The organism is Sphingobacterium sp. UBA7855, from assembly GCA_002500745.1.
Classification (GTDB): domain Bacteria; phylum Bacteroidota; class Bacteroidia; order Sphingobacteriales; family Sphingobacteriaceae; genus Sphingobacterium.
This window is the reverse complement of record DLST01000010.1, coordinates 398,652-424,971: the sequence shown is the minus strand read 5'-3', so window position 1 is coordinate 424,971 and position 26,320 is coordinate 398,652. Positions and strand designations below refer to the sequence as shown.

Sequence of the window (26,320 nt, the reverse complement as noted above, 5' to 3'; positions counted from 1 at the left end):
TTTTGTAACCGCTAAACATAGATGGTAAGGAATTAAAATTACTTAACATAAGCATTTAAGAAAGTATTTAGGTCCATCTTCTTCGTTTCTTCGCCCTCTTTCTCGCGAATCAAAACATTCCCGACGTGATCAGCATCTAGAAATAGTAGATTCGCTTTTAATATAATCTTTCCATGTTCATCCAGCAATCCAATTTTTCCATTTTCAGAGAACATCAGATAATTGTCCAAAAATTTACTGATGTTTTCTTTCTTATCGAGCAGAATTTTTCCTTCTTCTGTGACCAATCCAAAATTACCGTCTTTTTGGAATATGGCAATTTTTTGATTTGCTGGCGTCAGCCAGTCAAATCCTTCTTTATTTACCTTTACCCCCTTCTTATCCAATAACCAAAAATAATTATCTTTATCTGAAACAATGGCAGTTTGCTCACTAAAGTATGCTAAAGAGAAAAGAGAGCAAGGCAATACTTCTTCTCCTGCCATGCTTTTTATACCATAATATTCATCATTGGTATTTTTATCCTTAACCATCGTCCATTTTAGTGATTTATCCAATGGGAAAGTATCTTCAAATAAACCGACATCTTCTGCCTGGCTATCATTATCTCCGCCGGAGATATCAATAACCTTCGCGTTTTTAGGCAATTGAAAGTCTGCAACAAAAGATGTATTAGCCACTTTTGTTGTTTCGAAACCAAGCTCATTGCTTTCACCTAAAGACAATTTAAGCACACCACCAGGCAAATCATTTATAAATGGAAAGGCAGTCAAATAATAAGTCGGTACTGCTTCCGAATACCAAACGGTTGCGATAGCCGAATCCGCATTGTTTTTGAAAAACAACTTTGCTTTTTTACAGGTGATGCCCGCTATTGATTCTATTTCGTCCATATCTTGTAGCTGCACATAAGGGCCTTCGGATTCTTCCGGCTTTACACCAACAATCTTATAAGATGGATGATATGATTCAGCAGTGACGACATCATCTCCTGATGAATACGAATAAGTTTTTGCTAACTTTCGATTTAAAACAGCATGGGCTTTTCGATTCACTATAGTGGAAGAATAATCGGCATCGGCCAAAACCTCTACATTCCGATAAGCCATTTTTCCTTTCAAAAATGGCTCATAAAACTCCTTTGCAAATTCTGGAACTTCATTTTCAAACTTTTCAGGCGACATTTCACCTTTAAAAACCAACTCCATCTGCCATTGCTTATCTTGCGCATAAGTTGTCGAAATTGATAATCCAAATAATAGTGCAACTTTGAGTAAATTATTCATAAGAATGTTAAATATGTAGCTAAATAACAAAAGACAGACCAAAAAGTCTATTTTTTAAGCTATTTTTTTATTTAAGCGCTTTGTTGCTATATATTCTATCGCAATATTCACAAGATAGTTTATGAAAAAGCACTACAACTTTATCATCAATCTAGTTTTCACAGCATCATCGCATGCCAAAGCGATTCGCAGACTGTTGATAGCATCTTCCATTGAATCAGTAAGATCCAAATTCTCTAAAATTGCCCGCAGAAAGAATAGCTGCTCCCGATTACATAATTCTTGATGATCAGGCTCATCCGATAAGTTAATCCATTCATCGGGCTTCTTAAATTCATTGGCTGAATCTAAATCACTATAATGTATTCTTAGGCTTTCCGTCTGTGTGTGGGAGGCGACCGAATCCGATTTCCCCTCATCGCTGGCTTTGTTAGCGACAATGGAAACTGCACCATTTGGTCCAAAAACATCTTTTACAAAAAAAGCGTTCTGACTCACCATTGGTCCCCATCCAGCTTCGTACCATCCTACAGAACCGTCCTCAAAATGCAACTGAAGTTGCCCATAGTTATAGTTCCAAGCTGGAATCTCATCAGTTAATCGTGCACCTATTGCAGATACATACAATGGTTTTGCGCCCACCATTTGACACATGACATCAATATAGTGGACCCCGCAATCAACAATGGGACTTAAGCTAGACATTAAATTTTTATGCACATCCCACATATATCCATGACTCTGTTGATTGAGGTTCATACGCATAACAAGTGGCTTTCCCATCGTTTTAGAAATCTCGATAAACTTGATCCAGGATGGATGGTATCTCAAGATATAACCAACAACCAATTTTCTATCGTATTTTATTGCTGCATTCACTACCTGCTGTGCTGAAATTACGTTTTCAGCTATAGGCTTCTCGATAAAGACATGAGCCCCAGCTTGAAAGGCTTTTATAGCATAATCTTTATGTGTATCTGGATAGGTGGCTATACACACCGCATCCGGTTTCGTTTCCTGAAGTGCCTGTTCATAAGACGAGAATAAGCTATAGTTTCCTCCCAATTCTTCATTCAGCTTACTTTTGCTCTCTCCACGAGCCACTAGACCTACAATTTGAAAGCCATCTAAATCGTGGTAAGCCCTTGCATGAGATGCGCCCATATTTCCACATCCAACAACTAATATTTTAACAATCTGTTGCACCATTTTTTTTCATTTTATATTATCTCTTTAATCCATCTAAAGCGAATGCTGCTCCCGTTCCCAGTGCAGCCCCAGCCAATACATCGGTAGGAAAATGTACGCCCAAATACATCCGTGAATAACCAACACTACTTGCCCATAAAAGGGAGGGAGCGACGACGTACCACTTCGAATAGGCACGTGACAAAGCAGATGCGGTAGCAAAAGCGGAAGACGTATGCCCAGAGGGAAAGGAATATCCACTAGCTGTACGAACCGAGATGAAATTAGGATATTTTTTAAAAGGCCTACTGCGCTTAAACAAATGTTTCAAACCCACATTCACCAAAGCAGTTACAGCCGTACTGCTAGCAACATACAAAGCATTCTGACGCATTATTTTATCATCATTGACTGCACCGGCAACCAGTAAACCGACGGGAACTGCAATCTGAACATAATTATTGATATCAGAAAGCACTTTAAATGTTTGTGTTTGCGGCACAGTCCTGGTTTCAGCAATCGACTCCAATATCCGGATATCTAATGTAGAAGCAGGTATTTCCTGCGCTACAGCACCGGTATACGAACAATTCAACCAGCAAACAAAAATAAAAACTAATCTTTTCATCCAGTAATTAATCTCTCTATTTATAATTTCTTCACCCCCTAAAAGTAAGGAAATTTATGTGAGTTGTTACCTTATTAAAGACGTTTAAATTTGAATCAAACTCATTACTGGTCTGTAAAGTATACTAAACTGTATACTCCAAGCCATCAAATCAGTATGGTCATACGCCAAGATTTGGCATGTAGTCGACACTCGTTATATTTACCATTTATTTTTGTATCCAAATTAGAATCCGTTTAAATAATAAGCCTGTTTAGATGACAATTTTAAAATGATGGCCTTGGATTTCCAATTAATTTACTATACATTTGCTTACAGTTATTAATACAAACATGGTTTATACTTACGTACATCATTTTCATTTCCATCATCGCCGTTGTGGCGATATGTTAATTTAATGTGTTCTTACGTAGAATACCTTCCCTCTTGTTTGATTTCTTATTATTAATAATTTACTGCTAACATTATAAAGCGTTGAAAAATCTTAAAATTGCTATCCAAAAATCGGGTAGGTTAAACGAAAAATCTGTTCAATTACTGAAAAATTGTGGTTTAGACTTCGAAAACTACAAAAGTTCTTTAATCACCACTGTAGGTAACTTCCCGTTGGAGATATTATTTCTAAGAGACGATGATATTCCGGGTTATGTAGAACAAGGCATAGCCGATCTCGGTATAGTCGGTGAAAACATCATTGACGAGACTGAATCCAAAGTAGAATACGTCAAGAGGCTCGGTTTTGGAAAATGTACATTGAAATTAGCTATCCCCAAAGATAGTAGCATTGAGGACATTAAAGACCTTAATGGTAAAGCAATCGCGACCTCTTATCCAAATATACTCAGGAACTTTCTAAACGAGTACAATATTAATGCAGACATCCGTTTGATATCTGGCTCCGTTGAGATTTCCCCAGGCTTGGGCCTTAGTGATGCAATCTGTGATATCGTATCTACGGGTGGAACGTTAAAAAGCAATGGTTTAAAACCTTTTGCTGATGTTAAAAATTCAGAAGCAATTTTGGTGGGAAGAAAAGGATTAGAGGGTAATGAAGTTTTGACTGAATTAGTACAACGCATCGAATCTGTTCTTTTAGCAAAAGAAACCAAATATGTGGTATTGAATGTCGAAAAGAAGAATTTGCCAGCTATTACTTCTTTACTCCACGGCGTTAAAAGCCCTACGGTTGTTCCACTGGCAGAAGAAGGCTGGGTAGCCGTACATACCGTTATCACCGAAGATGACTTTTGGGATAAGATCAACAAATTAAAAGCTGAAGGTGCCCAAGGTATCGTTGTGATGCCCGTTGAAAAAATCATTCTTTAAACTTGATGCACTTATACAACCATGCTAAAAAACTATGATTACAAGACGTTAGGAAAATCCGAAATCCAACAACTGGTTGCCAGAAACACGGATCCGAACAATGCAATACAGGAGGTTGTTCAGGAAATTATTCAACAGGTACGCCAACAAGGAGATATCGTACTACGCGAATATGCTGCTAAATTTGACAATGTTGAACTTGAGCGACTGTATTTGGACGAGGAAGATATCGATGCGTTGGCATCTACCATAGACCGTGATCAGCAAAGAGCACTGGAAATTGCTTTTCAAAATATTCATAAATTCCATAGTACGCAACTAAAAAGAGAACGCACTGTTGAAACCATGCCAGGCGTAAAATGCTGGCGGGAGGTGCGCCCTATTGAAAAAGTCGGTCTCTATATTCCTGGAGGATCAGCGGTCTTACCTAGCACACTTTTAATGCTTGGTATTCCCGCAAGAATAGCTGGGTGCAAAGAAATTGTCGTTTGTTCTCCCCCCCAATCCAACGGAAAAATTAATGGGTTTGTCGCTTTTTGTTTAAAATTACTGAAGATAAATAGAATATACTTGGTTGGAGGTGCTCAGGCTGTTGCTGCTATGGGATTTGGAACAGAGACAATACCCAAAGTCGATAAGATTTTTGGCCCTGGAAATCAATTTGTCACGAAGGCAAAATCCATTATACAGGGTCTGGCAAATGTTAGCATTGACATGCCTGCCGGCCCATCCGAAGTATTAGTCGTCGCTGATGATTCAGCTAACCCGGCGTTTGTTGCCGCCGATCTTTTGGCACAAGCCGAACACGGCGTCGACAGCCAAGCTGTCTTGGTTGCAACTTCTACAGCTATAGTTGATGCGGTCAACACAGAACTGTTAGCCCAATTGGCGGTCTTACCGCGCAAAGAACTTGCTGCAAAAGCTATTGACAATTCTTATGCAGTCACTGTTGATAACCTTCAGGAGGCACTACAATTTTCAAATGATTACGCTCCAGAACACCTTATTTTGGAAACGGATCAATGGGAGTCTTTAACACGCTATATCAGTAACGCTGGTTCAGTATTTCTAGGGCACTTGACGCCCGAAAGTGCGGGTGATTATGCTTCGGGTACAAATCACACGCTGCCTACCTCGGGATATGCGCGATCCTACTCGGGTGTATCGGTGGATTCTTTTGTAAAAAAAGTTACTTTCCAACATATTAGCGAAACTGGGCTCCAACACATTGGAACTGTAGTTGAAATACTTGCTGAACTTGAAGGTTTGCAGGCGCATAAAAATGCAATTTCCATTCGAAAAAAATAATAAAACATAGACCGTTTAAATCACAAAAAGGGCTTTACATTGTAAAGCCCTTTTTGTGAAATTGATCTTTCGAATGTTTCGGAATGGATTTTATACACTACCTTCCAAAGGTGTCATAATTATCCGTTGCATATTTTTCAAATCTCGTCAATAAAGCTATATTATCTTTTTCCAATGGACTCAAATCTGCATTCACATCTTTTGAAATAGGCACATACCAGTCTACAGGCTCAAAAAATTGGCGAATGCTTGGCTTAGTAAACGCATAGCCATGACGGGCAAAAATCGTATTCCGAATAATCTCCAGATCCAATTTCTTAAGATTTTTCAGGTCTTTCTCGGTCAACTTTTGTTTAGATGCATTGACCGTAAAAACTGCAGGGGATGCCGACCGATAATATTGGATGACGTATGTATAAGTTGAATCTCCATCTACATCGGTTTCCTCTTTTCTCTTTTCGTTAATCCAGTCAACCAAAGTCCCATTTTCCTCACCCTGATTTTTCAGCATCAGATTAGGATTATATGCGAATTGCTTTTTCAACAATTTAAAGCTTCTCTTTTTAATCTTTACCCCTTGGTCATATGCGGTCCAATTGCCGATTAACGTATCGTGATCAAGCTTGATTTCAAAACGCCCGTCGGACTTTTTGTCGCCGGGCTCATCCAATAATAACCGGATATCGGCACCATTTTCCTCCAATTTCCCCACAAAAGGACGCAGATTTCCTTTAACCATATTCTGTCCGAAGATATTACCTTTATCCGTAATTTTTTTTATGGTCAAATTTATCTTCGGAGAATAATCTGTAATTGGCAAACCGTCTCCTTCTTGCAGTGTATTTTCATCAACTACAAATTCTCCCACCCAGTTGCCGTAGAGTTCCCTATGTACCTCATGCTCAACAACAACACTGTCCTTTGTCCCATGGGCTTCATTCTTTTTAATTTTCCCGTCCTTGCAGCCAACTATTGCTCCAAGCATTACTATTAAATAAAGGTTCTTCCTCATAATTTTTGATTTTTTTGATAAATAATAAATTCTGCCAATAACAAATTTGGTATCCATCCCAGCCATGCGATAATCTGGTAGACGTCCAAGGGATTGGGCTGAAACAGGTACACTAAAGCAAGCTTCCAAAAACGTAGCGTAAGTGCTGAACAGGTTAAGGCAAAACTACGGATCATAAAATCGCGGTGTTTATTGAATTTCCGGTGACTCGCCAAACGAACTGCCATCCAGGTGAAATAAAACCATCCAAGCCCCAATAATTCAAATGCAATGATAGATGTTAATCCGCCATTTGCCACGGATCCAATAAGCAAACCTGAAGGAGCGGCAAAAAGCAAAATGGCGAATACATACAAATACCCGATACTCCGATGAACTCGCGGATATTTATTTAATAGATAAGTATTAAACTGCGTAAAACCCGCAGGCAAGGCAAAGATAGCTGTGCAAACATGGACATAAAACACGTAGCGATACCACCAAAATTCTTCAATTTCCGTTTGTTTAATCATCAAGAAATTTGCGTCGAGTGAGAAACCACGATAGCGAAGAGTGATTTCTGCCATTAGCAGACAGCTATAGGTAAAAATTAAAAGCCAAAATCCCTGCAATATCGAAAATTGAGCTTTTTTAAACATATCTTCTCCTTAATTGCTTCGGATAGCTTCCACGGGATCCAATCGAGACGCCATTAAGGCAGGAACAATGCCCGATATTAGCCCAATAAAAGTAGAGAGTGAAATTGTCAGGATAACCATTTTCAAACTAACGACGATAGCAACACCAGTCGCAGCCTGAACAAGAAATGCTAAAAAATATACAACGATCAGACCTATCCCTCCCCCCAAGAGGCAGAGCACGATAGATTCTATTAAAAACTGCGAAAGAATAAAGAAATTTTTGGCTCCCAGCGCCTTTTGAATTCCGATGATGTGTGTACGCTCCTTAACGCTAACAAACATGATATTGGCAATACCGAAACCACCGACTAGGATTGAAAAAATACCAATCGAAAAACCCGCAAGATTAATTATTCCAAAGAGCTGATCCAATGCACCTGTAATCATTGTTGTCTGATTAATAGAAAAATTTTCCTCCCGCTGAGGAGATATACGACGAATTGAACGCATTAATGTCTTTGCTTCACTCTCTGCCTCGGCCAGTGTATAGTTCGGTTTAATAACCATCGCTATACTTGGTGAAAAATTATCATAATTGACCAAATTCCTCGCGAGCTCAAATGGAATAAAGGCGGTATCATCAGGTGAGGTATTGATTAATACACCATTTCCTTCTTTCTTTAACACGCCAATAACTTGAATTTTTCGGCCTAGCATATTGATATATTTGCCAACCGGTTCATCATTAGGAAAAAGTCCTTCCGCTATATTGGCTCCCAATACAGTCACGAGGGCGCCCCCCCTCGATTCACTTTCGGCAAAGTAACGGCCATCTACGATATTTAAATTTTGAATATATAGGTTTTCGTAGGTAGCGGCATTAACCGATGAGCCCTGTGCAGAATTACTTTTATATTTTATTGTCGTATTGCCGATATTGATCATATAAGCCATATATTCAGCAGTCGTCATTCGGCTTTTTAAATCCAGATAATTATTATACGTGGGTTCCGGTCTATTCAAGTATTTCCACCAGGGGAAATTTGGTCCTCCATCCCAAGGCCATTTTTCTATGTAGAGAGTCTTGCTTCCTATCTTCTTTACTGATTCCTCAATATTATTCCGAAGTGTATCTACTGCGGAGAATACGCCAATAATCGTAAAAATACCAATGGTCACACCCAACAGCGACAGTAAAGTGCGTGTACGATTGTCTTTTAATGCTGAAAAAGCAAACTGACAACTCTCCAATATCAATCTAAAAAATTGCATAATTTGTATTCTAAAATACAATATAGTTTTGATTTAATGTCAAAATCGTTAAAAATATCTACTTAATTAGAATTACCGCCTGTCTATACCCAAAAAAGTTATAACTTTGTATGCTTTTTGCAGCCTAATATTTGGTGCACTGTAATGCACTAAAAGGTAGACATTAAAATATATATCATTAAAGATGAAGTTATCTCAATTTAAATTCAACTTACCAGAATCATTACTTGCTTCTGAACCTTCTGAAAATCGTGACGAATCGCGCTTGATGGTCCTACACAGAGATAGTGGTAAAATTGAACACAAAATTTTCAAAGATGTATTGGATTATTTCGATGACAAAGATGTCATGATTTTAAACAATACTAAAGTTTTTCCAGCGCGTCTTTATGGTAATAAAGAGAAAACTGGAGCTACGATTGAAGTTTTCTTGCTGCGTGAATTGAACAATGAGCTTCGCCTTTGGGATGTATTGGTCGATCCTGCACGCAAAATACGTGTTGGCAATAAATTATATTTCGGCGATGAAGACTTACTAGTTGCTGAAGTCGTGGATAATACAACTTCAAGGGGCCGTACGATCCGGTTTTTATTTGATGGCACCGATGAAGAGTTCCGCCGTAATATCGAGATCTTAGGTGAAACACCACTACCTAAATACATCAAGCGTAAGGCTACACCAGAAGACAAGTTCCGCTACCAAACTATTTACGCAAAAAATGAAGGTGCTGTTGCCGCTCCTACGGCTGGACTTCATTTCTCTAGAGAATTAATGAAACGCTTAGAATTGAAAGGCGTTGATTTTGCAGAGGTTACTCTTCACGTTGGTCTTGGAACTTTTCGTACTGTCGAAGTGGAAGATTTAACTAAGCATAAAATGGATTCTGAACAGTTCATCATAACTGACGAAGCTGCAAAAGTTGTTAATAGAGCTATAGACAATAAACGTCGCGTATGTGCTGTAGGAACGACTTCTATGCGCGCAATAGAATCTTCTGTTTCTGCTGACCATCATTTAAAAGCAGCATCGGATTGGACAAGTAAGTTTATTTATCCTCCTTACGATTTCAGTATCGCTAACTCCATGATCACAAATTTCCACACACCAGAATCCACTTTGCTAGTGATGATTGCTGCGTTTGCTGGTTATGAAAATGTAATGAATGCATATGAAGTTGCTGTGAAGGAAAAATATAGATTCTATAGCTATGGCGATGCGATGTTAATCGTTTAATCCTATGTTTAATAAAAAAGAAAATACGTGGATAGTCTCCAGCTATCCACGTATTTTATAAATCTTAACTTTCAATAACATGAACTTTGTCATAATCGTTGCAGCCGGAACAGGAAGCAGAATGAATAGCGACCTTCCTAAGCAGTTTGTTTGTTTAAATGAAATGCCCATTGTCATGCATACAATTAATCGATTTTGCCAATGTAAGATTGTATCGGAAGTAATACTAGTAATCAGTGAGGTAATGGCGGAATTCTGGAATGAACTATGCTTGGAGCATGAATTTACTTCACCTATCCATCTCACTTATGGTGGAAGAACCCGATTCGAAAGTGTTAAAAATGGAATTAATTATATTGAGCAAAATTTTAAAATCGGTTCAGAAGATTATATCGCAGTACACGATGCGGCTCGTCCTATCATTACTGAAGACCTTGTAAACAGAGCATTTGAAGGAGCCTATGATCATCGAGCGATTGTATTGGGGAAAAAGAGTATTGAATCCGTCCGGATGGGAGATGTTTCCTTTAATTCGGCTGTAGATAGGAATCATATTTGGTTAATACAGACGCCGCAGGTATTTCATGGAGAGTTACTATTAAAATCGTATCAGCAAGTGGAAGATCCCCTTTTTACGGATGATGCGTCTGTGGTAGAGAAGATGGGCAACAGTATCGCTATTATAGAAGGTGATGCTAAAAATATAAAGATCACCTATCCTCAAGATCTACAAATTGCCCAGCTCTATTTAAATTTGATTTGAAATCTATTACGCATTACCGCGGATGACACGCAATAATACCACAATAATTGCAATCACCAAAAGGACGTGAATAATGTTATTGCCAGCTGCATAACCTCCAAAAAAACTTATCGCCCAAATGATGACCAAAATAACAGCGATGATATACAGTAAATTTCCCATTTTCTTTTATTAATTTAATACCTAAATCTATTTTTATAGGTATAACAAAGAAAATGGAAATATAGTTTTATAATAAATAGATTAGCTGATCTCCAGCTGTAACCTGTCGTAGGCCAACAACATGTTTTCGGGCAATTCTTTCGAAACAATTTCATGCAACCCCATTCGGTGTCCTATATGTGTAAAATAAGTTTTATCTGCCTGAATATCGTAGGCAAATTCAATCGCTTCGTCCAAGGTTAAATGCGAAATATGAGATTCTTTCTGGAGTGCGTTTACAACAAGTACTTTAACACCTTTCAATAGCTGCCGTGATTCTTCACTGATAAATTTTGCATCGGTGATATAGGCAAACTCTCCGATCCTGAAGCCCAAGACTGGCATTTTGTAATGAAGCACCTCGATAGGCATTATTTCCTTCCCGAACAAAGGCAAAGATACACCAGCCCCTATCTCCTCCAAATCCAACCTCGGGGCTCCAGGGTATTTCGTTTCAGTAAAAGCATAATAAAATTCGCGCCTTAATGCTTCGTGTAGATCAGCTGTACCGTAAATGGAAATAGAACTATGCTGCTGATAATTAAATGCCCTTACATCATCCAAACCAGCAATATGATCTTTATGTGGGTGTGTCATTAACACAGCATCTAAGTGCATAACTTTCTCGCGCAACATCTGATACCTAAAATCTGGACCAGTATCGACCACTATTGTATGTTGATTATACTCAATAAGGATAGAAGAACGTAATCTTTTATCACGCTGATCTTCAGACTGGCAGACCTGACATTGGCACGCTATGACAGGTACCCCCTGGGATGTTCCGGTTCCTAAAAATGTAACTCTCAAGCTATAATTTTTGATTTCAATACCTCTTCATAAATTGGAAGAAGCTTCTCAGAAATGGCCTCCGAATCAATTTCAATATCCAATAATATGTTCCACAATGACTGGATTTTTATTTCAAGATTCGAAAACTTATTGACTACTACAACTTTTGTCGTTTGCAACATACAAGCACCTGTACGGAATGACCCCTTTTCGTACCTAACTTTATACCCTTGTTCCTTAAAAAATTCCTCCAGCTTAGTTAAGCTGCTTTGTGTAAACGGCAACAAAATCTCTCCTTCTTTTAAAATTCTTCCTCAGTATTCCAAACTTAGATAAATTTGATTTTATATACAAATAAAATAACCGTTAGCGATCAATGGGCCAATTTAAGAAGTTCATTACCGAAAGTATCCCAGCTATATTTTCTTTTTTCGTCTTTAATATTTGTTCTAAATTGTTCTTCTTTGTTGTAATGGTAAAAAGAAAAAATGCATTCTGCGATTTCCTCTGCTTTGGGTTCAACAACATAACCAACATAACTATCTTGAACCAATTCGGGCAACCCACCGACATTACTCACAATCATTGGAAGATCAAAATGATAAGCAACTTGAGTGATCCCACTTTGCGTAGCGCTACGATAAGGTAACACGACACAATCCGCGGCCGAAAAATAACACCCTACCTCCTGATTTGGAATAAAATCGGTATGCATAAGAATAAACTCTTCGAGTTTATACTTCTTTATAAGATCCAAGTATAACGCAGGGTCATCATAAAATTCTCCAGCAAGCAACAATTTAACCCCCATCTCACGCAGCCTGACATCGTCTAAAGCCTGCAACAAGATATCTAAGCCTTTGTATCGACGAATAAATCCAAAGAACAAGATCACTTTCCCCTCTTGATCAATGTTAAGTCGTCTACGAGCTTCCTTTTTACTTTGCTGAGTGCCATAGTTATCGTAAAGGGGATGAGGAGTATACACCGCAGGCATTTTCGGGCTTAGCAATTTGAGGTCCGACAGAACGCTTTTGCTCATGGTGAGACAAGCATCAACAGATTTCAAAAAGTACCGAATCAATAGCTTATCCCCTAGCCGCTGTTCATGGGGAATTATATTATCAGCGATACATACTATTTTAGTATGCCTATTCTTACGAACCTGTCGCTGGATAGTACCCAAGCACGGTCCAAAAAAGGGCATCCAAAATCGTACGATAAGGAGATCATATTTAGCATTTTTAAGTTCCTTGCCCACACTAATCCAATTAAATGGATTGATGGAATTTATTTTTGTTTTGATATGAAGTCCCTCTGGCGCAGGCTCATCCGAGTATTGTGACTTTCCCGGAAAAAGAAAATTTGGATACTGCAGACTGAACGAGTAGATATCCACTTCATGACCTAACTGCTGAAAGTGGGATGCTAACCGTTCATTAAAAGACGCTATCCCACCACCCCTCAGTGGGTAAGCAGATCCTAAAATCACAATACGCATAACCACTTAAATGACTTTCTCAATTTGATAATTATTCCGATCGGAGCTGCTTCTAGAGACTAATTCTGCTAAGAAACCTGTCAGAAATAATTGCGTGCCCAAAATAATAGCTGTTAGCGCAAAGAAAAACAATGGTTGATCTGTTATGTCCCTAAAAGGTGTTCCGCTGGCAATACTTATCAATTTATGGCAAATTAGATAAATAGATATAAATAAACCTGCCAGAAAACTAATAACGCCCATACCCCCAAAAAAATGCATCGGCCTCTTTGAAAACTTACCAACAAAAAATATGGACAATAAATCGAGGAACCCTTTCACAAAGCGGCCAGGACCGAATTTGGTTGTACCGTATTTTCGTGGATAATGCTGTACGATCTGTTCTTCTATATTTGTAAATCCTGCCCATTTTGCAATTACAGGTATATAACGATGCATTTCACCATACACTTCGATATTTTTAACAACCTCCTTTTTGTAGGCTTTTAGACCACAGTTAAAATCATGCAGGTTGTGAATGCCAGACATCGACCTTGTCACACCATTAAACAATTTGGTAGGTAAGGTTTTGGTTAACGGATCATATCGTTTTTGTTTCCATCCCGATACTAGGTCAGCCCCCTTATTTATGATTCGGTCGTACAATTCAGGAATCTCATCGGGACTATCCTGAAGATCAGCATCCATTGTAATAACGACATCACCTTGTGCAGCAGCAAAACCCACATTTAATGCTGCAGATTTTCCATAGTTACGTCGGAATTTGATAGCAGAAATATTCGTGTTGTTTAACTTTAACTCTTCGATAACCTTCCAGGAATGATCTTTACTTCCATCATCAACTAAAATAATTTCGTATGAAAAATGATTGGCCGCCATAACACGGTCGATCCAAGCTGTCAATTCGGGTAAGGATTCTTCTTCATTAAACAAAGGAACAACAACAGAAATATCCATGTGAATGTTAATCATGCTAAAAGTATAGTGTTAAAATAGTAACAAAGGTATTACTTTTTCAGCAATACCTTGTAGGAACAGTTTTATTTTGTTAGGCACTAAATGGTGTCCTGTCTAATCGTTAATCTTTCTCGCTTTGTCAAAGCTGACAGTAACAATGCAAAAACAAATTGAAACATCAAAGTGATTGCCAACCCCTTAAATATTTGTCCTAAGGTAATTTTGCCGATAGAATCAACTTGTTTTTCAAGCTCCGCTATTTTTGAATCGATAACTTCGTCGGGAACATTATTCTTTTCCATATACTCAATGGTTACGTTAATGGTATGAGTTACAACCTTTTCTTGTAACGTTGGATTAACGAAGTTAACATAGAGCTGTGTACCGATCGTGGAAATAATAGTGGAAATAGCAAGCATCATAAAGATCGATTTCAATGCTATTGAAAAATTCCAGTAACCACCATTTGCTTTCCGAAGAGCGAAAGCGAACAAGGCAGCAATAATAACGAAAACCCCTGTATTAACGATAAATGACATCGACATTACACCCCAAAAGGAATTTAAGTCTTTGACAATAAACAGGACAATTAATCCTAGGATAAAAGAAATTATTCCCAGTATGACACCATAGATAATACTTTTCTTTTTGTCGATTACCGCATCAAATCCTACATTACTTGGGTTGATTAAATCTGCCATAAAACTATTTATTATAATAAGTACTCATTATTTGGTAAAGGGCAATATCAAAAGCCTTATTGGAAGACGCTTCAGCATATTCCTCAAATTGCTTTTCAGAGGGCTTGAATTCACTAAAAAAGCTCATAATGGGATAGAAAAGTTCATAAACCTCGCTTTTCGGATTTATTCCTTTACCGACTTTCGCGATTTCAGCATATGGACTATCTACCACAATTTGGTTAGCAATAATATCTTCATAAATTTCATGCTCGTCTTGAAACTCGTCTTCATCAACTAGTAAAAACTCTTTTAAGAAGTCATCCAATTCAGGTTCAATCTCATCGTCTTTACATTCGCCTAAATAAAGAAAAATATTCAACAATTCCGTTCCACGATCGATGGTTTCATCTTCAATCGCTTCCCATTCTTCTGAATCCAAATAATCATCTTCCAGCTTCAATACATCGTTAGAGAAAAAATTCATCAATAAAAGATCAACATATACTTCGCGAAGTTCGTCAAACAAAGGATAGTCATCGAAAGACTGATCCAACAGTTCTAACTTTTCCAAATAGCTTACTTCGTTGTTGAATACGCGAATAATCCTTTCAAGAAATTCCGGTGCAGTCGAAATTCCATCAACCTTGCCATAATTTAATATACCTGCCTCAACGGCTGCTTTAATATTTGCTTCCATGGTTTTTAATCGTTTTTAATAATTTGACTATTGTTGATGACCAATTCGACAGCACCGTTTAAGGTCTTTCCGAATAAAGGTGAATTTTTTGATTTGGATTTATTGGTTTTCTCATCGAAATTCCATGCTTTCGATGCGTCAAATAAAACAAGATTGGCTTCTGCTCCCTCTTCAATCTGAGGTACTTCAAGTCCTAAAATTTGCCTTGGTCTGACGGACAGGCTATTTACAATTTGTTCTTCGTTCAATCCGGCACGAATCAACAGCGGCAGCACTGTCTGCAAACCAATAATGCCATTTTTGGCAATATGGAATTCGACATTTTTGAATTCTATTTCTTGCGGTGTATGTTGCGAGACAACAGCATCAATAGTTCCATCCTTGATTCCTTTAAGTAATACCTTAAGATCTGCTTTCGTTCTTAATGGGGGGCTAACCTTGTAATTGCTATCGAAACCAACAATATCTTCGTCAGTAAACACCAATTGATGTGCGGCAACATCGCATGTGACTTCAAGACCTTTAGCTTTTGCTTTTTTTATCAGATCAACAGCTTCCGGTGTGCTTATGGAAGCAAAATGAATAGGAGCTCCTGTATATTCTGCTAAATAGAGATCGCGAGAAACCATCAATGATTCGGCAAGGTTTGGAATACCCTTCATACCTAAATAAGTACTCATAGCCCCTTCATTCATCTTGTTTCCTCCTGCCATTGACTCATCTTCAGCATGCGAAAAAATTAATCCATTAAACCCCTTAGCATACAACAATGCTCTGCTCATTAGTCCCGCTTGTTGAACACTCCTATTTCCATCACTAAAAGCAACAGCCCCGGTTTGCTTCATATCAAATAATTCGGCCAATTCTTTGCCTTCTCTCTTTTTGCTGATAGCACCAATAGGATGTACATCCACAATATTTCCTTTCGCAGTATTGACAATTAAGGCCACTTCTGAACGGCTTTGAATAGGTGGCTCAGTATTGGGCATCACGGCTACTCCAGTAAAGCCACCTGCAGCAGCTGCAGCTGTTCCGCTTAAGATATCTTCTTTGGTTTCTAGCCCGGGCTCTCCAAAATTGGCATGTAAGTCAAAAAAACCAGGCGCTAAAATTTTTCCGGAGCCATCAATGGTCTCACGATCTTTATCCGCTAATTTGACAGATTTTCCAATCTGTGCAATCTTTCCCTCTTCAATAAATACATCCACTTGCTGCTGATGAAATTTATTACCAGGTAAAATTACTTTAACAGAAGTAATCAATAAGCTTTTCATATATGATTGTGATTGAAATTAAAAGGGTACAAAGTTTTAATCGAAGCACATAGCTTGTGCATTGTGAACAGGTAGAAAGGCGCTTTATCACTATAAATCATATAGCTATAAATAACTTTTTCGCTTGATGCTTGTGATTGCTTCATTTCGAGAAACAAAGTTACAAAATACAAATTTATTAAAGAACATTAAAAATAGATTTCGGCAACGATTACCTAGGAATTTTCTCCCCATTGATAATGCTTAAAGTCAAATCCAGCAAGACTCAAAATACGATCAACAACGGTTTCTGCTACTTCTTCAAGCGTCTTTGGCAAACTATAAAATGAAGGCGATGCCGGACAAATGATGCCACCTGCCTCTGTCACCAATTTCATATTCTGAATGTGAATGATACTTAAAGGTGTCTCACGTGTAACCAAAATCAATCGTCGTCGCTCTTTTAAGATGACATCAGCAGCGCGTGTTGTCAGATCTGAGGATATGCCATGCGCTATTCGCGACAATGTACCCATCGAACAAGGACATACAATCATGGTATCATAGCGAGCGGACCCCGATGCGAAAGGAGCAAAAAAATCTCCTTTATCATAAAATTTAAAAGGTACATCCTGGTAACTTTCATCGCCTAATTCCGCACGCCATACATCCTTCGCATTATTCGACATGACAATACCAACTTCAGCGATTTGTGTTTTTAACACCAACAGCTTTTCAAGTAAAACTTTAGCATAAATTGAGCCACTAGCTCCCGTAATGGCTATAACTATCTTCCTTTTAGACATCTCTTTTAAAATATAAAACAAAGCTATAAAAAAAGGGTCGTAGTGAGAAACACCCGACCCTACATCTACCTATGAAAAACATGCCCTTGGGAGGGGCTTAACAAAAGTACATCTACTTTTTAATTTACGGAAATATTATGTGCATTACTACACATTTGTGTATATAAAAAATTAAAAAATACGCTTTTTGGGCTTTTTCGATCTCCATACACCTTTTAAAAAAAGCGCACCTCTCACTTTTAATTCGGATATGGAGCATCATAAATTATCAATAATTTCTCCAATCAAACATTTATTGTCATGAATAAAGTTTATTTTAGTAAAGAACTTAGACAATTAACAAACACATGAGCCTCTCCATTTTAGAACAATACATAGAACAAGGAAAAAGCAACGACATAGATCTGTTATTGATTGGAAATCCCGAACTTTTACAGGAAACAACAAGTCATGGAATTTCGCCCCTTCTATTAGCATGCTATTACAACAAACCTCAGATCATAAGGGTACTTTTACAACACACTAAGTCCATGACTGTACATGAGGCTTGTGCAGCAGGATTAACATCCTATCTTGAGGCTATTATTTCGCAGGTCCCTTCTGTTATCAATGAATGGTCATCGCAGGGTTTTACGCCATTGACCTTAGCTACATATTTCAACAAAGTAGACATTGTTCGTCTATTGCTATCCAAAGGTGCAAATCCAAACACCGTAACCAAAAATGAACAGCTCACTACAGCATTGCATATTGCCGCCTCAAACAACAATGAAGAAATTGGGAAATTGCTTATCGATGCGGGCGCGAATGTCAATGCCATTCACGCCACAGGCGAAACTCCGCTTCATTTTGCTGCCCAATATGGTAATATCAATTTTATTGTTGCCTTACTTGAAAACGGAGCAGATACAAGAATAATCAACATTTCAGGACTATCACCAATGGATCTGGCGTATGAAAAAGGCCATAAAGAAATTGCAGAAATTTTAAAGAACTAGTTACCTTTTAAAATCTCCATACCGATTCTGCAATGAAGACAACGTTTCTTATCGCAGTAAAACTCCTTCAGCTGCAACATTCCTTGCGTCTTGCCTGCGTCTTTAACATCCCAATTATGTTTAGCAAATCGCCGCACGATATTATTATTTTCAGCAGGAAGCTCCTCCAATAACTGTAAAGCCATTTCAATATAGGACTGAATGCCAAAATATTTTCCATATGAAAAAAGGAATACAACAACCACATTAATAACCAGAAGATCAACAGTTTCTTTCCCGATCCAAGCACTTTTTTTAGCTTTTTCTTTTGTGCCTAAAGAAAAACGTGATTCCCAAAAATCGCTTGAAGATTCAATTTTAAATAATTTTCTCGCCGCCTCCAAACTATCAACGCCCAAAAGCTTTGCCACCCCCAACTCATTCTTACTAAACAAAACCGCTAATTGGGCAATCCGCCGTTCGGGGAAATTATAGGGTCTCATTCTCAACCTCTTCCATACACCAAAAACGATTTCAATATCGTGAATATGCTGTTGGTATTTAAATTCGTCTACTAATCGCTTCACATACCCACTAGTTGGTTTACCAAGCAATAAACCACTGATACCAAAAAAAATAGCTTCCGTTTTAAATAAGTTTGAACGGTATTTTTTTAGAATATGCAACGGCAGTTTTTCTCCGAATTCCTGAAAAGTATCTGCGTTAACTTTTAACCCCATAGATCTACACATCCATACCCAGAAGGTTTTTTCCCAATCATTGTCAAAATGTTTCAGAAGTACGAAAATCCGCTGAACTTTCATTTCCAAACGCTCAATTGACAGGGTATCCAGCCACATTGATTTTTTTAAGATATTGATAGGCCCAAGCTGATATTCGCATGGAATCCAGCTTTTGGTATCCATCATATTGGCATATTTTTCTAATAGATTTTTATCTACATAGTCCGAAAGTACTAACGTAGGAATAGACGTTCCATCACTTCGGTAGATAACTTTATCATTTTTCCAAACCACATGTAAGATCACGTTATTGTAAGTAACATCTTCTTGATGAGCATGGCGGTCCCAATCTGATGATTGAACATGTATTTCTACATGACCAAACCAATCCCTATCTGCATATCTAATGTGCGACATGAGAAAATCGGGGCCAGAATCTGTATTGTATTGTCCCACTTGAACGACGGCTAGGGACCCACCATCAGTGGAATTTAACCCATTTGCACGGAATAGCCGAAGTTTCCAGATAAACTGCATTAAGTTTTCTGTAACTAACATAATTGTATTTTAAGAATTCAACTAACCGGCTATGGCTTATAATTTCCTAAATATACAAAAATTACTGTTTCTTATAGATCTTTAAAATATCATTGGAAACTAATTTACTTTCGAGCAATTGCCCCTTGAAGAGAGGAGCCGTAATCCCGCTCAATAAATTCGTTTCAGATTCGAAGACCCTGGCCTCATCCCACAGGCCCGCATCTATAAACATTTGCAGGGTTGCTCGCCCGCCTTCTATGATTATAGATTGAACATCCATTAAATAAAGTTGATAAAGAATATTTTGCGGTAGATATAGACCATAATTTTCAAGCTCAATATACTTCACATTTACTGTCCATTCTGTCTTTTTAGCATTGAACACAATTGTATCAGCTTGCTCATTGAGAATATTGGCATCTAGCGAAATAGCAAGATCTCTATCTAAAAGAATACGCAATGGGTTTTTGCCCTGCCATTCTCTTACGGTCAGACTGGGATTATCTACGATTGCAGTATTTGTACCGACCAAAATAGCATCCTCTTCTGCTCGCCAACGGTGAACCAACTGTTGGCTTGCAGCATTACTTATCCAAATCTGCTTACCTTCTTGCCCTATAAAACCATCCTTGGTTTGTGCCCATTTTAAAATAACATAGGGACGAAATTGACCGATACGGGTAAAAAATCGACGGTTGAGCCATATGGCCTCTTTTTCCAGTAAACCAATTTCAACCGCAATACCAGCTTCCCGTAGTATTTCTACTCCTTTGCCATTGACCTTTGCGAAAGGATCCAAACAGGCTATAAAAACTTTCAACGGTTTCAGCTCCGCAATCATATTGGCACAGGGAGGTGTCTTCCCATAATGCGCGCAAGGTTCAAGGCTGACATAAAAAGTACTTTCTGCGATAAGCCGTTTTGCTTCTTCCCCATACTTTTGCATAACCTGTTGTACAGCATTGACTTCAGCATGCGGTCCACCATACGGAGAAGTATACCCTTCACCAATAATTTTACCGTCCAAAACAATGACAGCCCCAACCATTGGATTGGGACTCACTGAACCCGCCCCCATTTGGGCCAGTTCCAAACAACGATGCATATATTGCCTGTGCATATCCATAGATACAAATCTATGAAAATCGTACCTTTGACACATGGAAATACTTCAAGATTTCGAATTATTATTTCAACATGAGCTTCAGGAGTTATATGAGGAGGATGAAATAAAAGCAATATTCTTAGTGGTTGTTGCCGAAAAGTTTGGGTTAAATAGAACCAATTATCAATTGAGAAAAACAGCTATCGTCCACGAGGCGGATAAGGCTGAAGCACTTAGCATCCTTCAGAATTTAAAAAAGCACAGACCTATACAGTACATACTCAATAAAGCAGATTTTTATGGTGAAGTTTTCCAGGTCAATGAATCGGTCCTCATTCCACGCCAGGAAACTGAAGAACTTGTCGATCTGATCATCAAAAACCACAAATCTTCTCAAAGCCTAAAAATTATAGATATCGGAACTGGATCTGGCTGCATCCCTATCATCTTAGCAAAGAATCTTAATAATGCCCAAGTAACCACGATGGACATCTCAAAAGAGGCGATAAAGACGGCACAGGAAAATGCTAGAAATTTAAAAACTCAGGTTCAATTTATCAATGCGGATATATTTGAATGGGAATACATTTTCTCCGACCAACAATACAATATCATTGTATCCAATCCGCCCTATATAACCCCGGGAGAAAAGCAGCATATGAATCAAAACGTATTGGCTTATGAACCTGAGCTCGCATTATTCATTGAAGAAAGTGCTCCCCTCATTTTTTATGATGTTATTTCATCCTTTGCACTGAAACATTTAGCTCCAGATGGAGATCTATATTTTGAGATCAATCAGTATTTGGGTGCAGAAATGAAAGATCTTATGATCAAAAAAGGATTTGAACAAGTTATATTAATCAAAGATATCAATGGAGCAGACCGAATAATCCATGCAAAAAAAGCGCGATAAAAAATAATCCGTTTATTTATTAAGCAGTTAAGCCCTTTTCGTCAAAATTTGCGCGCAATAATTTGGCATATATCAAAAGAAATTCTACCTTTGCATCACTTTCAAAAACAGAAAGGATTCCGTAGCTCAGCTGGTAGAGCAATACACTTTTAATGTATGGGTCCTGGGTTCGAATCCCAGCGGGATCACAAAAGAAAAGCTAATCGCAGGATTAGCTTTTTTCGTTTAGTACCCACCTAATTTACGCAAAAACGATTTGTTAAAATGAAAAACTAAAAAAAAAACGAACTTCTCGTTCATAATGGTTTTCTTGATCTCCATTTGAAAACATGTTTTTTATCTTATCTTTATAATTTCAAGAATTTACGAGGTCAATACATTAAAAATAGTAACCGATAATTCAAGAATAATTCTAGCGCTATCTTACCATCGTATTGACGCTAGAACATTTGTAATCAATGAAAGAGGATCGAGCACATGAAGAGATTTACGTTAAAAGAGATTGGCCAACAGTTAAACCTATCTCCAGGAACCATTTCCAAAGCACTAAACGATAGCCATGAAATAAGTGCAGAAACAAAAAAGCTAATCTTAGATTTTACGCAGAAAATCAATTATATACCAAATTTTTCCGCAAAAAGCTTAAAAACGGGGCGTTCAAACACATTAGCAATCATTGTTCCATTTATCTCAAGCTCTTTTTTCTTTGATTTCTACGAAGAGATCTCGCAAATTCTATCGCAGACGAATTATAAACTGATTCTATTGCAGACTTTTAACGACGAGAAAAAAGAAAAAGAAGCGCTGGAACTTTGCATACAAAGCAATATCGAAGGAGTGATCATTTCCCCTGTGAAAAATGATTCAAGCTTATCGCTTTTGTTTTATATGATGGAGCAGGTTTGTCCCGTTATTATTTTCGACCGAATAAACCATCAGCTCGATACATTCAAAATCGGAATCCAAAACAACAAGGTCATCTACCAGGCAACAGAAGAAATGATCAAAAACAGAAGAGAAAATATCATTCTTTTACTATGTAAAGATATTGGCGGAAATGTAAGCCGTATAAAAGGATATAAAGATGCACTCTTCAACGCCGGCGTACCCTTCAAAGAAGAAAATATTATAGAAATATCCTATTCCAGCCCCAAGGACAATATCGATGACGAATTGGAACGCAAAATAAACACGTTATTAAATAAGCCCTCCGCTCCAAATGCACTCCTCTCAACGACAGACACCTTGTCATTAAAAGTTTTGCACATATTAAATAAATTGAAGGTGAAAATTCCTGATGACATGAACTTAATTGGCTTTAGCAACACCCCCTTTGCCAACAGTCTCAATCCATCTCTAACAACAATCACCCAACCAACACAGCTGATGGCAGAGAAATCGGTAGAACTCCTCTTGCAGATGTTAAAGAAAAAAAACAAAAAGAATTATTTTGAATTCGAGACGTATTTTTTGGACTGCAGTATCGAACACCGAAAATCTACATCATCCCTTTAAAGAAAAGGTCAAAATCCCACTAGGGAATTTTGACCTTTTCAGAAAATACCGATCTCTACTATTAACGATCGACCGCAACATCCAACAATTAAACCCTACTTAATCAATGATCGCAATGCATGGACAGGCAAATCTATTTTAGTATCATTGGATAGATTCCCGTTCAATGTTCCCCATTGCAAACTATCTAAACGGACAGATGATTTCCCTTCAGTTTTGATATTCAGAAGACCAACTTTGGCTTCAGGTCCTTTCCTATTGAAATAAACTTCTGAATTGTTTGCCACAATATCTGCACTTTGATAATTCGTACGCGGAAGTCCCAAAACACTATTCGTCGTGTTAACAAATAAACGACCAACAAGAGAATTCCCCTTACTGTCCGTCCCGCCAAGATCATCAATAGTGGAATTTGTCAGGTTCAGGTTCAATGTATTTATAACGGATTTCTCCGCAAGGGAAAATACCTCAACGCTATCACCTACAACAGTCAACTCGTTCAACTTGGCGGACAACTCGTTGATACCCGCATTTTTTAATTTTAAAATCTTAAGATCAGGTGAAAAAATATAGATTGACTTATAAAACCCCTCTCCTCCTGATAAAAGATCTAAGGTAAGATTGCCAGATTGATCGACATTCGCTTTCACAAAGTCGGCTTGACTTTTATTAACTTTAACCATAAACTTATCGCTTTTCACCCAATACAACCCTACACCGCTTGCATTGGTACCTACAATATAAAGCTTATCGAAAGCTGCCAAGGGGAACGACCGGTAATAAACATCCTTTGCACCTGGCTTAGATACCTCCTGCTCAACATCAGCATGATATTTTTTCGCATCCACTCGATTTATACGAACAAGGTAGGACGCAACAAGCATCGGAACCGCGAATAAGCCTATTGCTAATCCAATTATTATTTTTGTACTTAATTTCATGACTCATTTTGATTAAAATTCTGATTAACAAACCGTCTATAACGTTGCTCTAACTCATCCAGACCGATTTCCAATAAATAAATATTACGAAAAAACAAGGGAAGATCTTCTTCGAGAAAAATTGCCTTTCTATATAACTTCACATTCTTCACCGATTCTTGTGTCAGAAAAAAACCGATCCCGCGCTTATTGGCTATAATTTCTTTCTGCTGCAACATATCGTAGGTCCGCATAACAGTATTGGGGTTAACCTCCATCTGAATTGCCAATTCCCTTACTGAGGGGAGTTTTTCATCCACTTTCCAGGTCGCTAACAAAATATGATCACATACATACTCAGCAATCTGAAGGTAAATGGCTTTATTTGCATTGAACTCCATATCAAATCTCCTTTTCTTTTAACCTTAAAAAAGCAACTGCCCAAATCATTATGGTAAGCAACACTCCTACAGCGCCGATCAATGCAAAAATATGATTTGAATCAGACCAATAGTTATTATCCATTGTACCTACGGTATCCTGGGTCTGAGTCTTCATTAAGTAAACAAAAAGACACATCCAAACAACACAGTAAAGCACAAGAAAAATAGCCGTCTTGACATATTGATAGTTTTGGTAGACGATCCCACCAAGTAAGAAAATTGCATTCAGAAGAATTGGTACAAAACAAAAATAATAAGCCGGCTCAGGGTATTGAACCTTATAAAAGTACTGCCATAGATCCACACTGACCGTCTCTCCTGATTGCTGTACTTCATTTACAACCACAGAACCAACGCTCCTCAAATAAGAAACAAATGCCAAATCGATCAAATAAAAGACCAATAGGTATGAACCAATACTCACGACAACCGTATAGAATAAGCTGACCAGAAACTTTTCCAATTGTGACGCCGGAATCATCAGCTCAAAAATCGCCCGGGTCTTTTTCCCTAAATCAGCAAAATAACTGCTCGAGATAACCGTTACAAAAAAGAGTCCCAAGATACAAAACAACGGTGCTCTGAAATTTAGCAGCGAATAAATAGTATTCTTTTTGATGTCATCATAATTTGATCCCAAATTAACTGCATAAAAACCAAAAACTACCCCGGCAATAATCCCTATTGACATCAGATAAATTCGTCCAAAACCAATCCATTGTCTTCGAATCAGTCCAAAAAAACGCGTAGCATTAAATAGATTTGACATATTCATCATGTTTAATAAGGTCCGTAATTTTTTCCTTGCACTGTAACACTGCATTAAATAGCAACTCCAAATCCAGTCTCGAATCTTCTACCGCCGAGTTTGGGAGAATAACATTAAAACCGCCTACTCCTTCTTCGGAATAGAGTGTATCCAAAGGCAATTCTCTTACTTTTTTAAAGCATAAACGATCAGTAATCACATGCATCGGAGCATTAAGTGCAACCTTATGATCATCAAGCAAAATAACAGCATCAATAAGATTATCCAGATCACGCACCTGGTGTGTGGAGATAATTACACATCGATCGTCAGTAATGGCAGAAGCCATGATCTTTCGAAACTGAACCTTAGAAGGAATATCCAAACCATTCGTTGGCTCATCCATAATGATCACTTTTGTGTTAGACGCTAAACCGAAAGAAATAATATATTTCTTTTTCTGTCCATAACTCATGTTTGCTAATTTTTGGTCAATGGGAATATCGAACTCACGAATAAGCTGATCAAAATATACCTGATCGAAGTTGGGGTAGAACCCTGCATTAGCCTTCAGAAACTGTTCTGATTTTACGGCAGGGAGATAAAACTCTTCGGGAATAAAACTAATCTCTCTTAACAAGGAAGGTTCCCTTCGATTAGGGTTATGCCCCAGCACATCAACTCGCCCCGAAACAGGATATACCAAACCGGCAATATTCTTAAGCAAAGTTGATTTACCAGCACCATTCTTCCCCAACAAGCCATAGATATGCCCCTGCTTCAATTCAAGATCCATATGAAGAAAGAGTGGCCTTGATTTACTATAGCTGAAATTTAGATTTTGGATAGTAACCATACTACTGTATTATTTAATTAATACACCAAT

27 protein-coding genes and 1 tRNA gene are annotated in these 26,320 nt (G+C 37.9%); 8 read left to right on the top strand and 20 right to left on the bottom strand.

All coding sequences use genetic code 11. The features are described 5' to 3' along the window. Positions 1 to 38: 38 nt before the first annotated feature. The 3 genes from B2107_RS08010 to B2107_RS08000 form a co-directional block, all read right to left on the bottom strand. Positions 39 to 1,286, bottom strand: a complete 1,248-nt coding sequence (locus tag B2107_RS08010) for a hypothetical protein (RefSeq protein ID WP_293954799.1) — start codon at positions 1,284 to 1,286, stop codon at positions 39 to 41. A gap of 132 nt (positions 1,287 to 1,418) precedes the next feature. After that, complete coding sequence (locus tag B2107_RS08005; RefSeq protein ID WP_293954797.1) at positions 1,419 to 2,495, bottom strand: Gfo/Idh/MocA family protein; 1,077 nt, start codon at positions 2,493 to 2,495, stop codon at positions 1,419 to 1,421. A gap of 16 nt (positions 2,496 to 2,511) precedes the next feature. After that, positions 2,512 to 3,102, bottom strand: a complete 591-nt coding sequence (locus B2107_RS08000) for a phosphatase PAP2 family protein (RefSeq protein ID WP_293954795.1) — start codon at positions 3,100 to 3,102, stop codon at positions 2,512 to 2,514. Between the two features lie 474 nt (positions 3,103 to 3,576). Here B2107_RS08000 and hisG point away from each other — a divergent pair, with 474 nt between their 5' ends. Together hisG and hisD are read left to right on the top strand one after the other, a co-directional pair. Further along, positions 3,577 to 4,428, top strand: a complete 852-nt coding sequence (gene hisG, locus B2107_RS07995; RefSeq protein WP_293954793.1) for an ATP phosphoribosyltransferase — start codon at positions 3,577 to 3,579, stop codon at positions 4,426 to 4,428. 21 nt (positions 4,429 to 4,449) lie between these two features. Next, positions 4,450 to 5,736 (top strand): histidinol dehydrogenase, encoded by a 1,287-nt coding sequence (gene hisD / locus B2107_RS07990; RefSeq protein WP_293954791.1) that lies wholly within the window; start codon positions 4,450 to 4,452, stop codon positions 5,734 to 5,736. 97 nt (positions 5,737 to 5,833) lie between these two features. Here hisD and B2107_RS07985 read toward each other — a convergent pair whose 3' ends face one another. The 3 genes from B2107_RS07985 to B2107_RS07975 all read right to left on the bottom strand — a co-directional run bounded on the left by B2107_RS07985 (position 5,834) and on the right by B2107_RS07975 (position 8,640). After that, positions 5,834 to 6,748, bottom strand: a complete 915-nt coding sequence (locus tag B2107_RS07985; protein ID WP_293954789.1) for a YARHG domain-containing protein — start codon at positions 6,746 to 6,748, stop codon at positions 5,834 to 5,836. Then, a complete protein-coding gene (locus tag B2107_RS07980; protein WP_293954787.1) occupies positions 6,745 to 7,314 on the bottom strand; it encodes a DUF2306 domain-containing protein in 570 nt (189 codons plus the stop codon). The genes B2107_RS07985 and B2107_RS07980 overlap by 4 nt, the downstream gene beginning before the upstream one ends. 81 nt (positions 7,315 to 7,395) lie before the next feature. After that, positions 7,396 to 8,640, bottom strand: a complete 1,245-nt coding sequence (locus B2107_RS07975; protein WP_293954785.1) for an ABC transporter permease — start codon at positions 8,638 to 8,640, stop codon at positions 7,396 to 7,398. A gap of 184 nt (positions 8,641 to 8,824) precedes the next feature. On the opposite strand from B2107_RS07975, the gene queA reads away from it, so the two are divergent. Both queA and ispD read left to right on the top strand, forming a co-directional pair. Further along, positions 8,825 to 9,874, top strand: coding sequence for a tRNA preQ1(34) S-adenosylmethionine ribosyltransferase-isomerase QueA (gene queA / locus B2107_RS07970; RefSeq protein ID WP_293954783.1), 1,050 nt, complete (start codon positions 8,825 to 8,827; stop codon positions 9,872 to 9,874). Between the two features lie 79 nt (positions 9,875 to 9,953). Then, on the top strand, positions 9,954 to 10,637 hold the full coding sequence (gene ispD / locus B2107_RS07965) for a 2-C-methyl-D-erythritol 4-phosphate cytidylyltransferase (RefSeq protein ID WP_293954781.1): 684 nt from the start codon (positions 9,954 to 9,956) through the stop codon (positions 10,635 to 10,637). Between the two features lie 6 nt (positions 10,638 to 10,643). On the opposite strand, the gene B2107_RS07960 is transcribed toward ispD, so the two are convergent. The 8 genes from B2107_RS07960 to B2107_RS07925 form a co-directional block, all read right to left on the bottom strand. Further along, entirely contained in the window at positions 10,644 to 10,799 is a 156-nt protein-coding gene (locus tag B2107_RS07960) for a lmo0937 family membrane protein (RefSeq protein ID WP_209574636.1), read from the bottom strand. Positions 10,800 to 10,880: 81 nt separating this feature from the next. Further along, positions 10,881 to 11,648 carry an MBL fold metallo-hydrolase gene (locus tag B2107_RS07955; protein ID WP_293954779.1) on the bottom strand — a complete coding sequence of 256 codons (768 nt, stop codon included), beginning with the start codon at positions 11,646 to 11,648 and terminating at the stop codon, positions 10,881 to 10,883. 355 nt (positions 11,649 to 12,003) lie between these two features. Further along, the gene (locus B2107_RS07950) at positions 12,004 to 13,131 is read right to left on the bottom strand and encodes a glycosyltransferase (RefSeq protein WP_293954777.1); all 1,128 of its coding nucleotides are present in this window, start codon (positions 13,129 to 13,131) and stop codon (positions 12,004 to 12,006) included. A gap of 6 nt (positions 13,132 to 13,137) precedes the next feature. Beyond that, positions 13,138 to 14,088: a glycosyltransferase family 2 protein gene (locus B2107_RS07945; protein WP_293955087.1), complete on the bottom strand. Its 951-nt coding sequence runs from the start codon at positions 14,086 to 14,088 to the stop codon at positions 13,138 to 13,140. A gap of 98 nt (positions 14,089 to 14,186) precedes the next feature. Next, entirely contained in the window at positions 14,187 to 14,789 is a 603-nt protein-coding gene (locus tag B2107_RS07940) for a DUF4199 domain-containing protein (protein WP_293954775.1), read from the bottom strand. Between the two features lie 4 nt (positions 14,790 to 14,793). Beyond that, positions 14,794 to 15,468, bottom strand: coding sequence for a hypothetical protein (locus B2107_RS07935; RefSeq protein WP_293954773.1), 675 nt, complete (start codon positions 15,466 to 15,468; stop codon positions 14,794 to 14,796). 5 nt (positions 15,469 to 15,473) lie between these two features. Next, positions 15,474 to 16,742, bottom strand: coding sequence for a dihydroorotase (locus tag B2107_RS07930; protein WP_293954771.1), 1,269 nt, complete (start codon positions 16,740 to 16,742; stop codon positions 15,474 to 15,476). Positions 16,743 to 16,957: 215 nt separating this feature from the next. Further along, positions 16,958 to 17,527: a UbiX family flavin prenyltransferase gene (locus B2107_RS07925; RefSeq protein WP_293954769.1), complete on the bottom strand. Its 570-nt coding sequence runs from the start codon at positions 17,525 to 17,527 to the stop codon at positions 16,958 to 16,960. 347 nt (positions 17,528 to 17,874) lie between these two features. On the opposite strand from B2107_RS07925, the gene B2107_RS07920 reads away from it, so the two are divergent. Further along, positions 17,875 to 18,525 carry an ankyrin repeat domain-containing protein gene (locus B2107_RS07920; RefSeq protein WP_293954767.1) on the top strand — a complete coding sequence of 217 codons (651 nt, stop codon included), beginning with the start codon at positions 17,875 to 17,877 and terminating at the stop codon, positions 18,523 to 18,525. Here B2107_RS07920 and B2107_RS07915 read toward each other — a convergent pair. Together B2107_RS07915 and ribD are read right to left on the bottom strand one after the other, a co-directional pair. Next, a complete protein-coding gene (locus B2107_RS07915) occupies positions 18,522 to 19,805 on the bottom strand; it encodes a DUF2851 family protein (protein ID WP_293954765.1) in 1,284 nt (427 codons plus the stop codon). The two genes, B2107_RS07920 and B2107_RS07915, sit on opposite strands and share 4 nt — an antisense overlap. Before the next feature lie 61 nt (positions 19,806 to 19,866). Further along, the gene (gene ribD / locus B2107_RS07910; RefSeq protein WP_293954763.1) at positions 19,867 to 20,913 is read right to left on the bottom strand and encodes a bifunctional diaminohydroxyphosphoribosylaminopyrimidine deaminase/5-amino-6-(5-phosphoribosylamino)uracil reductase RibD; all 1,047 of its coding nucleotides are present in this window, start codon (positions 20,911 to 20,913) and stop codon (positions 19,867 to 19,869) included. A 34-nt stretch (positions 20,914 to 20,947) separates the two neighbouring features. Between ribD and prmC the strand changes: the two genes are divergently transcribed. From prmC to B2107_RS07895, 3 genes are all read left to right on the top strand, one after another. After that, positions 20,948 to 21,808: a peptide chain release factor N(5)-glutamine methyltransferase gene (gene prmC, locus B2107_RS07905; protein ID WP_293954761.1), complete on the top strand. Its 861-nt coding sequence runs from the start codon at positions 20,948 to 20,950 to the stop codon at positions 21,806 to 21,808. Between the two features lie 115 nt (positions 21,809 to 21,923). Continuing rightward, a tRNA-Lys gene (locus B2107_RS07900) sits at positions 21,924 to 21,996 on the top strand. 289 nt (positions 21,997 to 22,285) lie between these two features. After that, positions 22,286 to 23,323, top strand: a complete 1,038-nt coding sequence (locus B2107_RS07895; protein ID WP_293954759.1) for a LacI family DNA-binding transcriptional regulator — start codon at positions 22,286 to 22,288, stop codon at positions 23,321 to 23,323. Between the two features lie 95 nt (positions 23,324 to 23,418). Here B2107_RS07895 and B2107_RS07890 read toward each other — a convergent pair whose 3' ends face one another. The 4 genes from B2107_RS07890 to B2107_RS07875 are packed head-to-tail and all read right to left on the bottom strand — an operon-like array spanning position 23,419 to position 26,290. Beyond that, entirely contained in the window at positions 23,419 to 24,264 is an 846-nt protein-coding gene (locus tag B2107_RS07890) for a hypothetical protein (RefSeq protein WP_293954757.1), read from the bottom strand. Then, positions 24,261 to 24,644: a GntR family transcriptional regulator gene (locus B2107_RS07885; RefSeq protein ID WP_293954755.1), complete on the bottom strand. Its 384-nt coding sequence runs from the start codon at positions 24,642 to 24,644 to the stop codon at positions 24,261 to 24,263. The genes B2107_RS07890 and B2107_RS07885 overlap by 4 nt, the downstream gene beginning before the upstream one ends. Position 24,645: 1 nt before the next feature. Then, on the bottom strand, positions 24,646 to 25,455 hold the full coding sequence (locus B2107_RS07880; RefSeq protein WP_293954753.1) for a hypothetical protein: 810 nt from the start codon (positions 25,453 to 25,455) through the stop codon (positions 24,646 to 24,648). Then, the gene (locus B2107_RS07875; protein WP_293954751.1) at positions 25,439 to 26,290 is read right to left on the bottom strand and encodes an ATP-binding cassette domain-containing protein; all 852 of its coding nucleotides are present in this window, start codon (positions 26,288 to 26,290) and stop codon (positions 25,439 to 25,441) included. The genes B2107_RS07880 and B2107_RS07875 overlap by 17 nt, the downstream gene beginning before the upstream one ends. Between the last annotated feature and the right edge of the window lie 30 nt (positions 26,291 to 26,320).

What these genes read in the sequence shown, in the direction of transcription:
- B2107_RS08010 (WP_293954799.1), bottom strand. Translation starts at nt 1,286, where the DNA reads ATGAATAATTTACTCAAAGTTGCACTATTATTTGGATTATCAATTTCG.
- B2107_RS08005 (WP_293954797.1), bottom strand. Translation starts at nt 2,495, where the DNA reads ATGGTGCAACAGATTGTTAAAATATTAGTTGTTGGATGTGGAAATATG.
- B2107_RS08000 (WP_293954795.1), bottom strand. Translation starts at nt 3,102, where the DNA reads ATGAAAAGATTAGTTTTTATTTTTGTTTGCTGGTTGAATTGTTCGTAT.
- hisD (WP_293954791.1), top strand. Translation starts at nt 4,450, where the DNA reads ATGCTAAAAAACTATGATTACAAGACGTTAGGAAAATCCGAAATCCAA.
- B2107_RS07985 (WP_293954789.1), bottom strand. Translation starts at nt 6,748, where the DNA reads ATGAGGAAGAACCTTTATTTAATAGTAATGCTTGGAGCAATAGTTGGC.
- B2107_RS07980 (WP_293954787.1), bottom strand. Translation starts at nt 7,314, where the DNA reads ATGGCAGAAATCACTCTTCGCTATCGTGGTTTCTCACTCGACGCAAAT.
- B2107_RS07975 (WP_293954785.1), bottom strand. Translation starts at nt 8,640, where the DNA reads ATGCAATTTTTTAGATTGATATTGGAGAGTTGTCAGTTTGCTTTTTCA.
- queA (WP_293954783.1), top strand. Translation starts at nt 8,825, where the DNA reads ATGAAGTTATCTCAATTTAAATTCAACTTACCAGAATCATTACTTGCT.
- ispD (WP_293954781.1), top strand. Translation starts at nt 9,954, where the DNA reads ATGAACTTTGTCATAATCGTTGCAGCCGGAACAGGAAGCAGAATGAAT.
- B2107_RS07960 (WP_209574636.1), bottom strand. Translation starts at nt 10,799, where the DNA reads ATGGGAAATTTACTGTATATCATCGCTGTTATTTTGGTCATCATTTGG.
- B2107_RS07950 (WP_293954777.1), bottom strand. Translation starts at nt 13,131, where the DNA reads ATGCGTATTGTGATTTTAGGATCTGCTTACCCACTGAGGGGTGGTGGG.
- B2107_RS07945 (WP_293955087.1), bottom strand. Translation starts at nt 14,088, where the DNA reads ATGGATATTTCTGTTGTTGTTCCTTTGTTTAATGAAGAAGAATCCTTA.
- B2107_RS07940 (WP_293954775.1), bottom strand. Translation starts at nt 14,789, where the DNA reads ATGGCAGATTTAATCAACCCAAGTAATGTAGGATTTGATGCGGTAATC.
- B2107_RS07935 (WP_293954773.1), bottom strand. Translation starts at nt 15,468, where the DNA reads ATGGAAGCAAATATTAAAGCAGCCGTTGAGGCAGGTATATTAAATTAT.
- B2107_RS07930 (WP_293954771.1), bottom strand. Translation starts at nt 16,742, where the DNA reads ATGAAAAGCTTATTGATTACTTCTGTTAAAGTAATTTTACCTGGTAAT.
- B2107_RS07925 (WP_293954769.1), bottom strand. Translation starts at nt 17,527, where the DNA reads ATGTCTAAAAGGAAGATAGTTATAGCCATTACGGGAGCTAGTGGCTCA.
- B2107_RS07920 (WP_293954767.1), top strand. Translation starts at nt 17,875, where the DNA reads ATGAGCCTCTCCATTTTAGAACAATACATAGAACAAGGAAAAAGCAAC.
- B2107_RS07915 (WP_293954765.1), bottom strand. Translation starts at nt 19,805, where the DNA reads ATGTTAGTTACAGAAAACTTAATGCAGTTTATCTGGAAACTTCGGCTA.
- ribD (WP_293954763.1), bottom strand. Translation starts at nt 20,913, where the DNA reads ATGGATATGCACAGGCAATATATGCATCGTTGTTTGGAACTGGCCCAA.
- prmC (WP_293954761.1), top strand. Translation starts at nt 20,948, where the DNA reads ATGGAAATACTTCAAGATTTCGAATTATTATTTCAACATGAGCTTCAG.
- B2107_RS07895 (WP_293954759.1), top strand. Translation starts at nt 22,286, where the DNA reads ATGAAGAGATTTACGTTAAAAGAGATTGGCCAACAGTTAAACCTATCT.
- B2107_RS07890 (WP_293954757.1), bottom strand. Translation starts at nt 24,264, where the DNA reads ATGAAATTAAGTACAAAAATAATAATTGGATTAGCAATAGGCTTATTC.
- B2107_RS07885 (WP_293954755.1), bottom strand. Translation starts at nt 24,644, where the DNA reads ATGGAGTTCAATGCAAATAAAGCCATTTACCTTCAGATTGCTGAGTAT.
- B2107_RS07880 (WP_293954753.1), bottom strand. Translation starts at nt 25,455, where the DNA reads ATGTCAAATCTATTTAATGCTACGCGTTTTTTTGGACTGATTCGAAGA.
- B2107_RS07875 (WP_293954751.1), bottom strand. Translation starts at nt 26,290, where the DNA reads ATGGTTACTATCCAAAATCTAAATTTCAGCTATAGTAAATCAAGGCCA.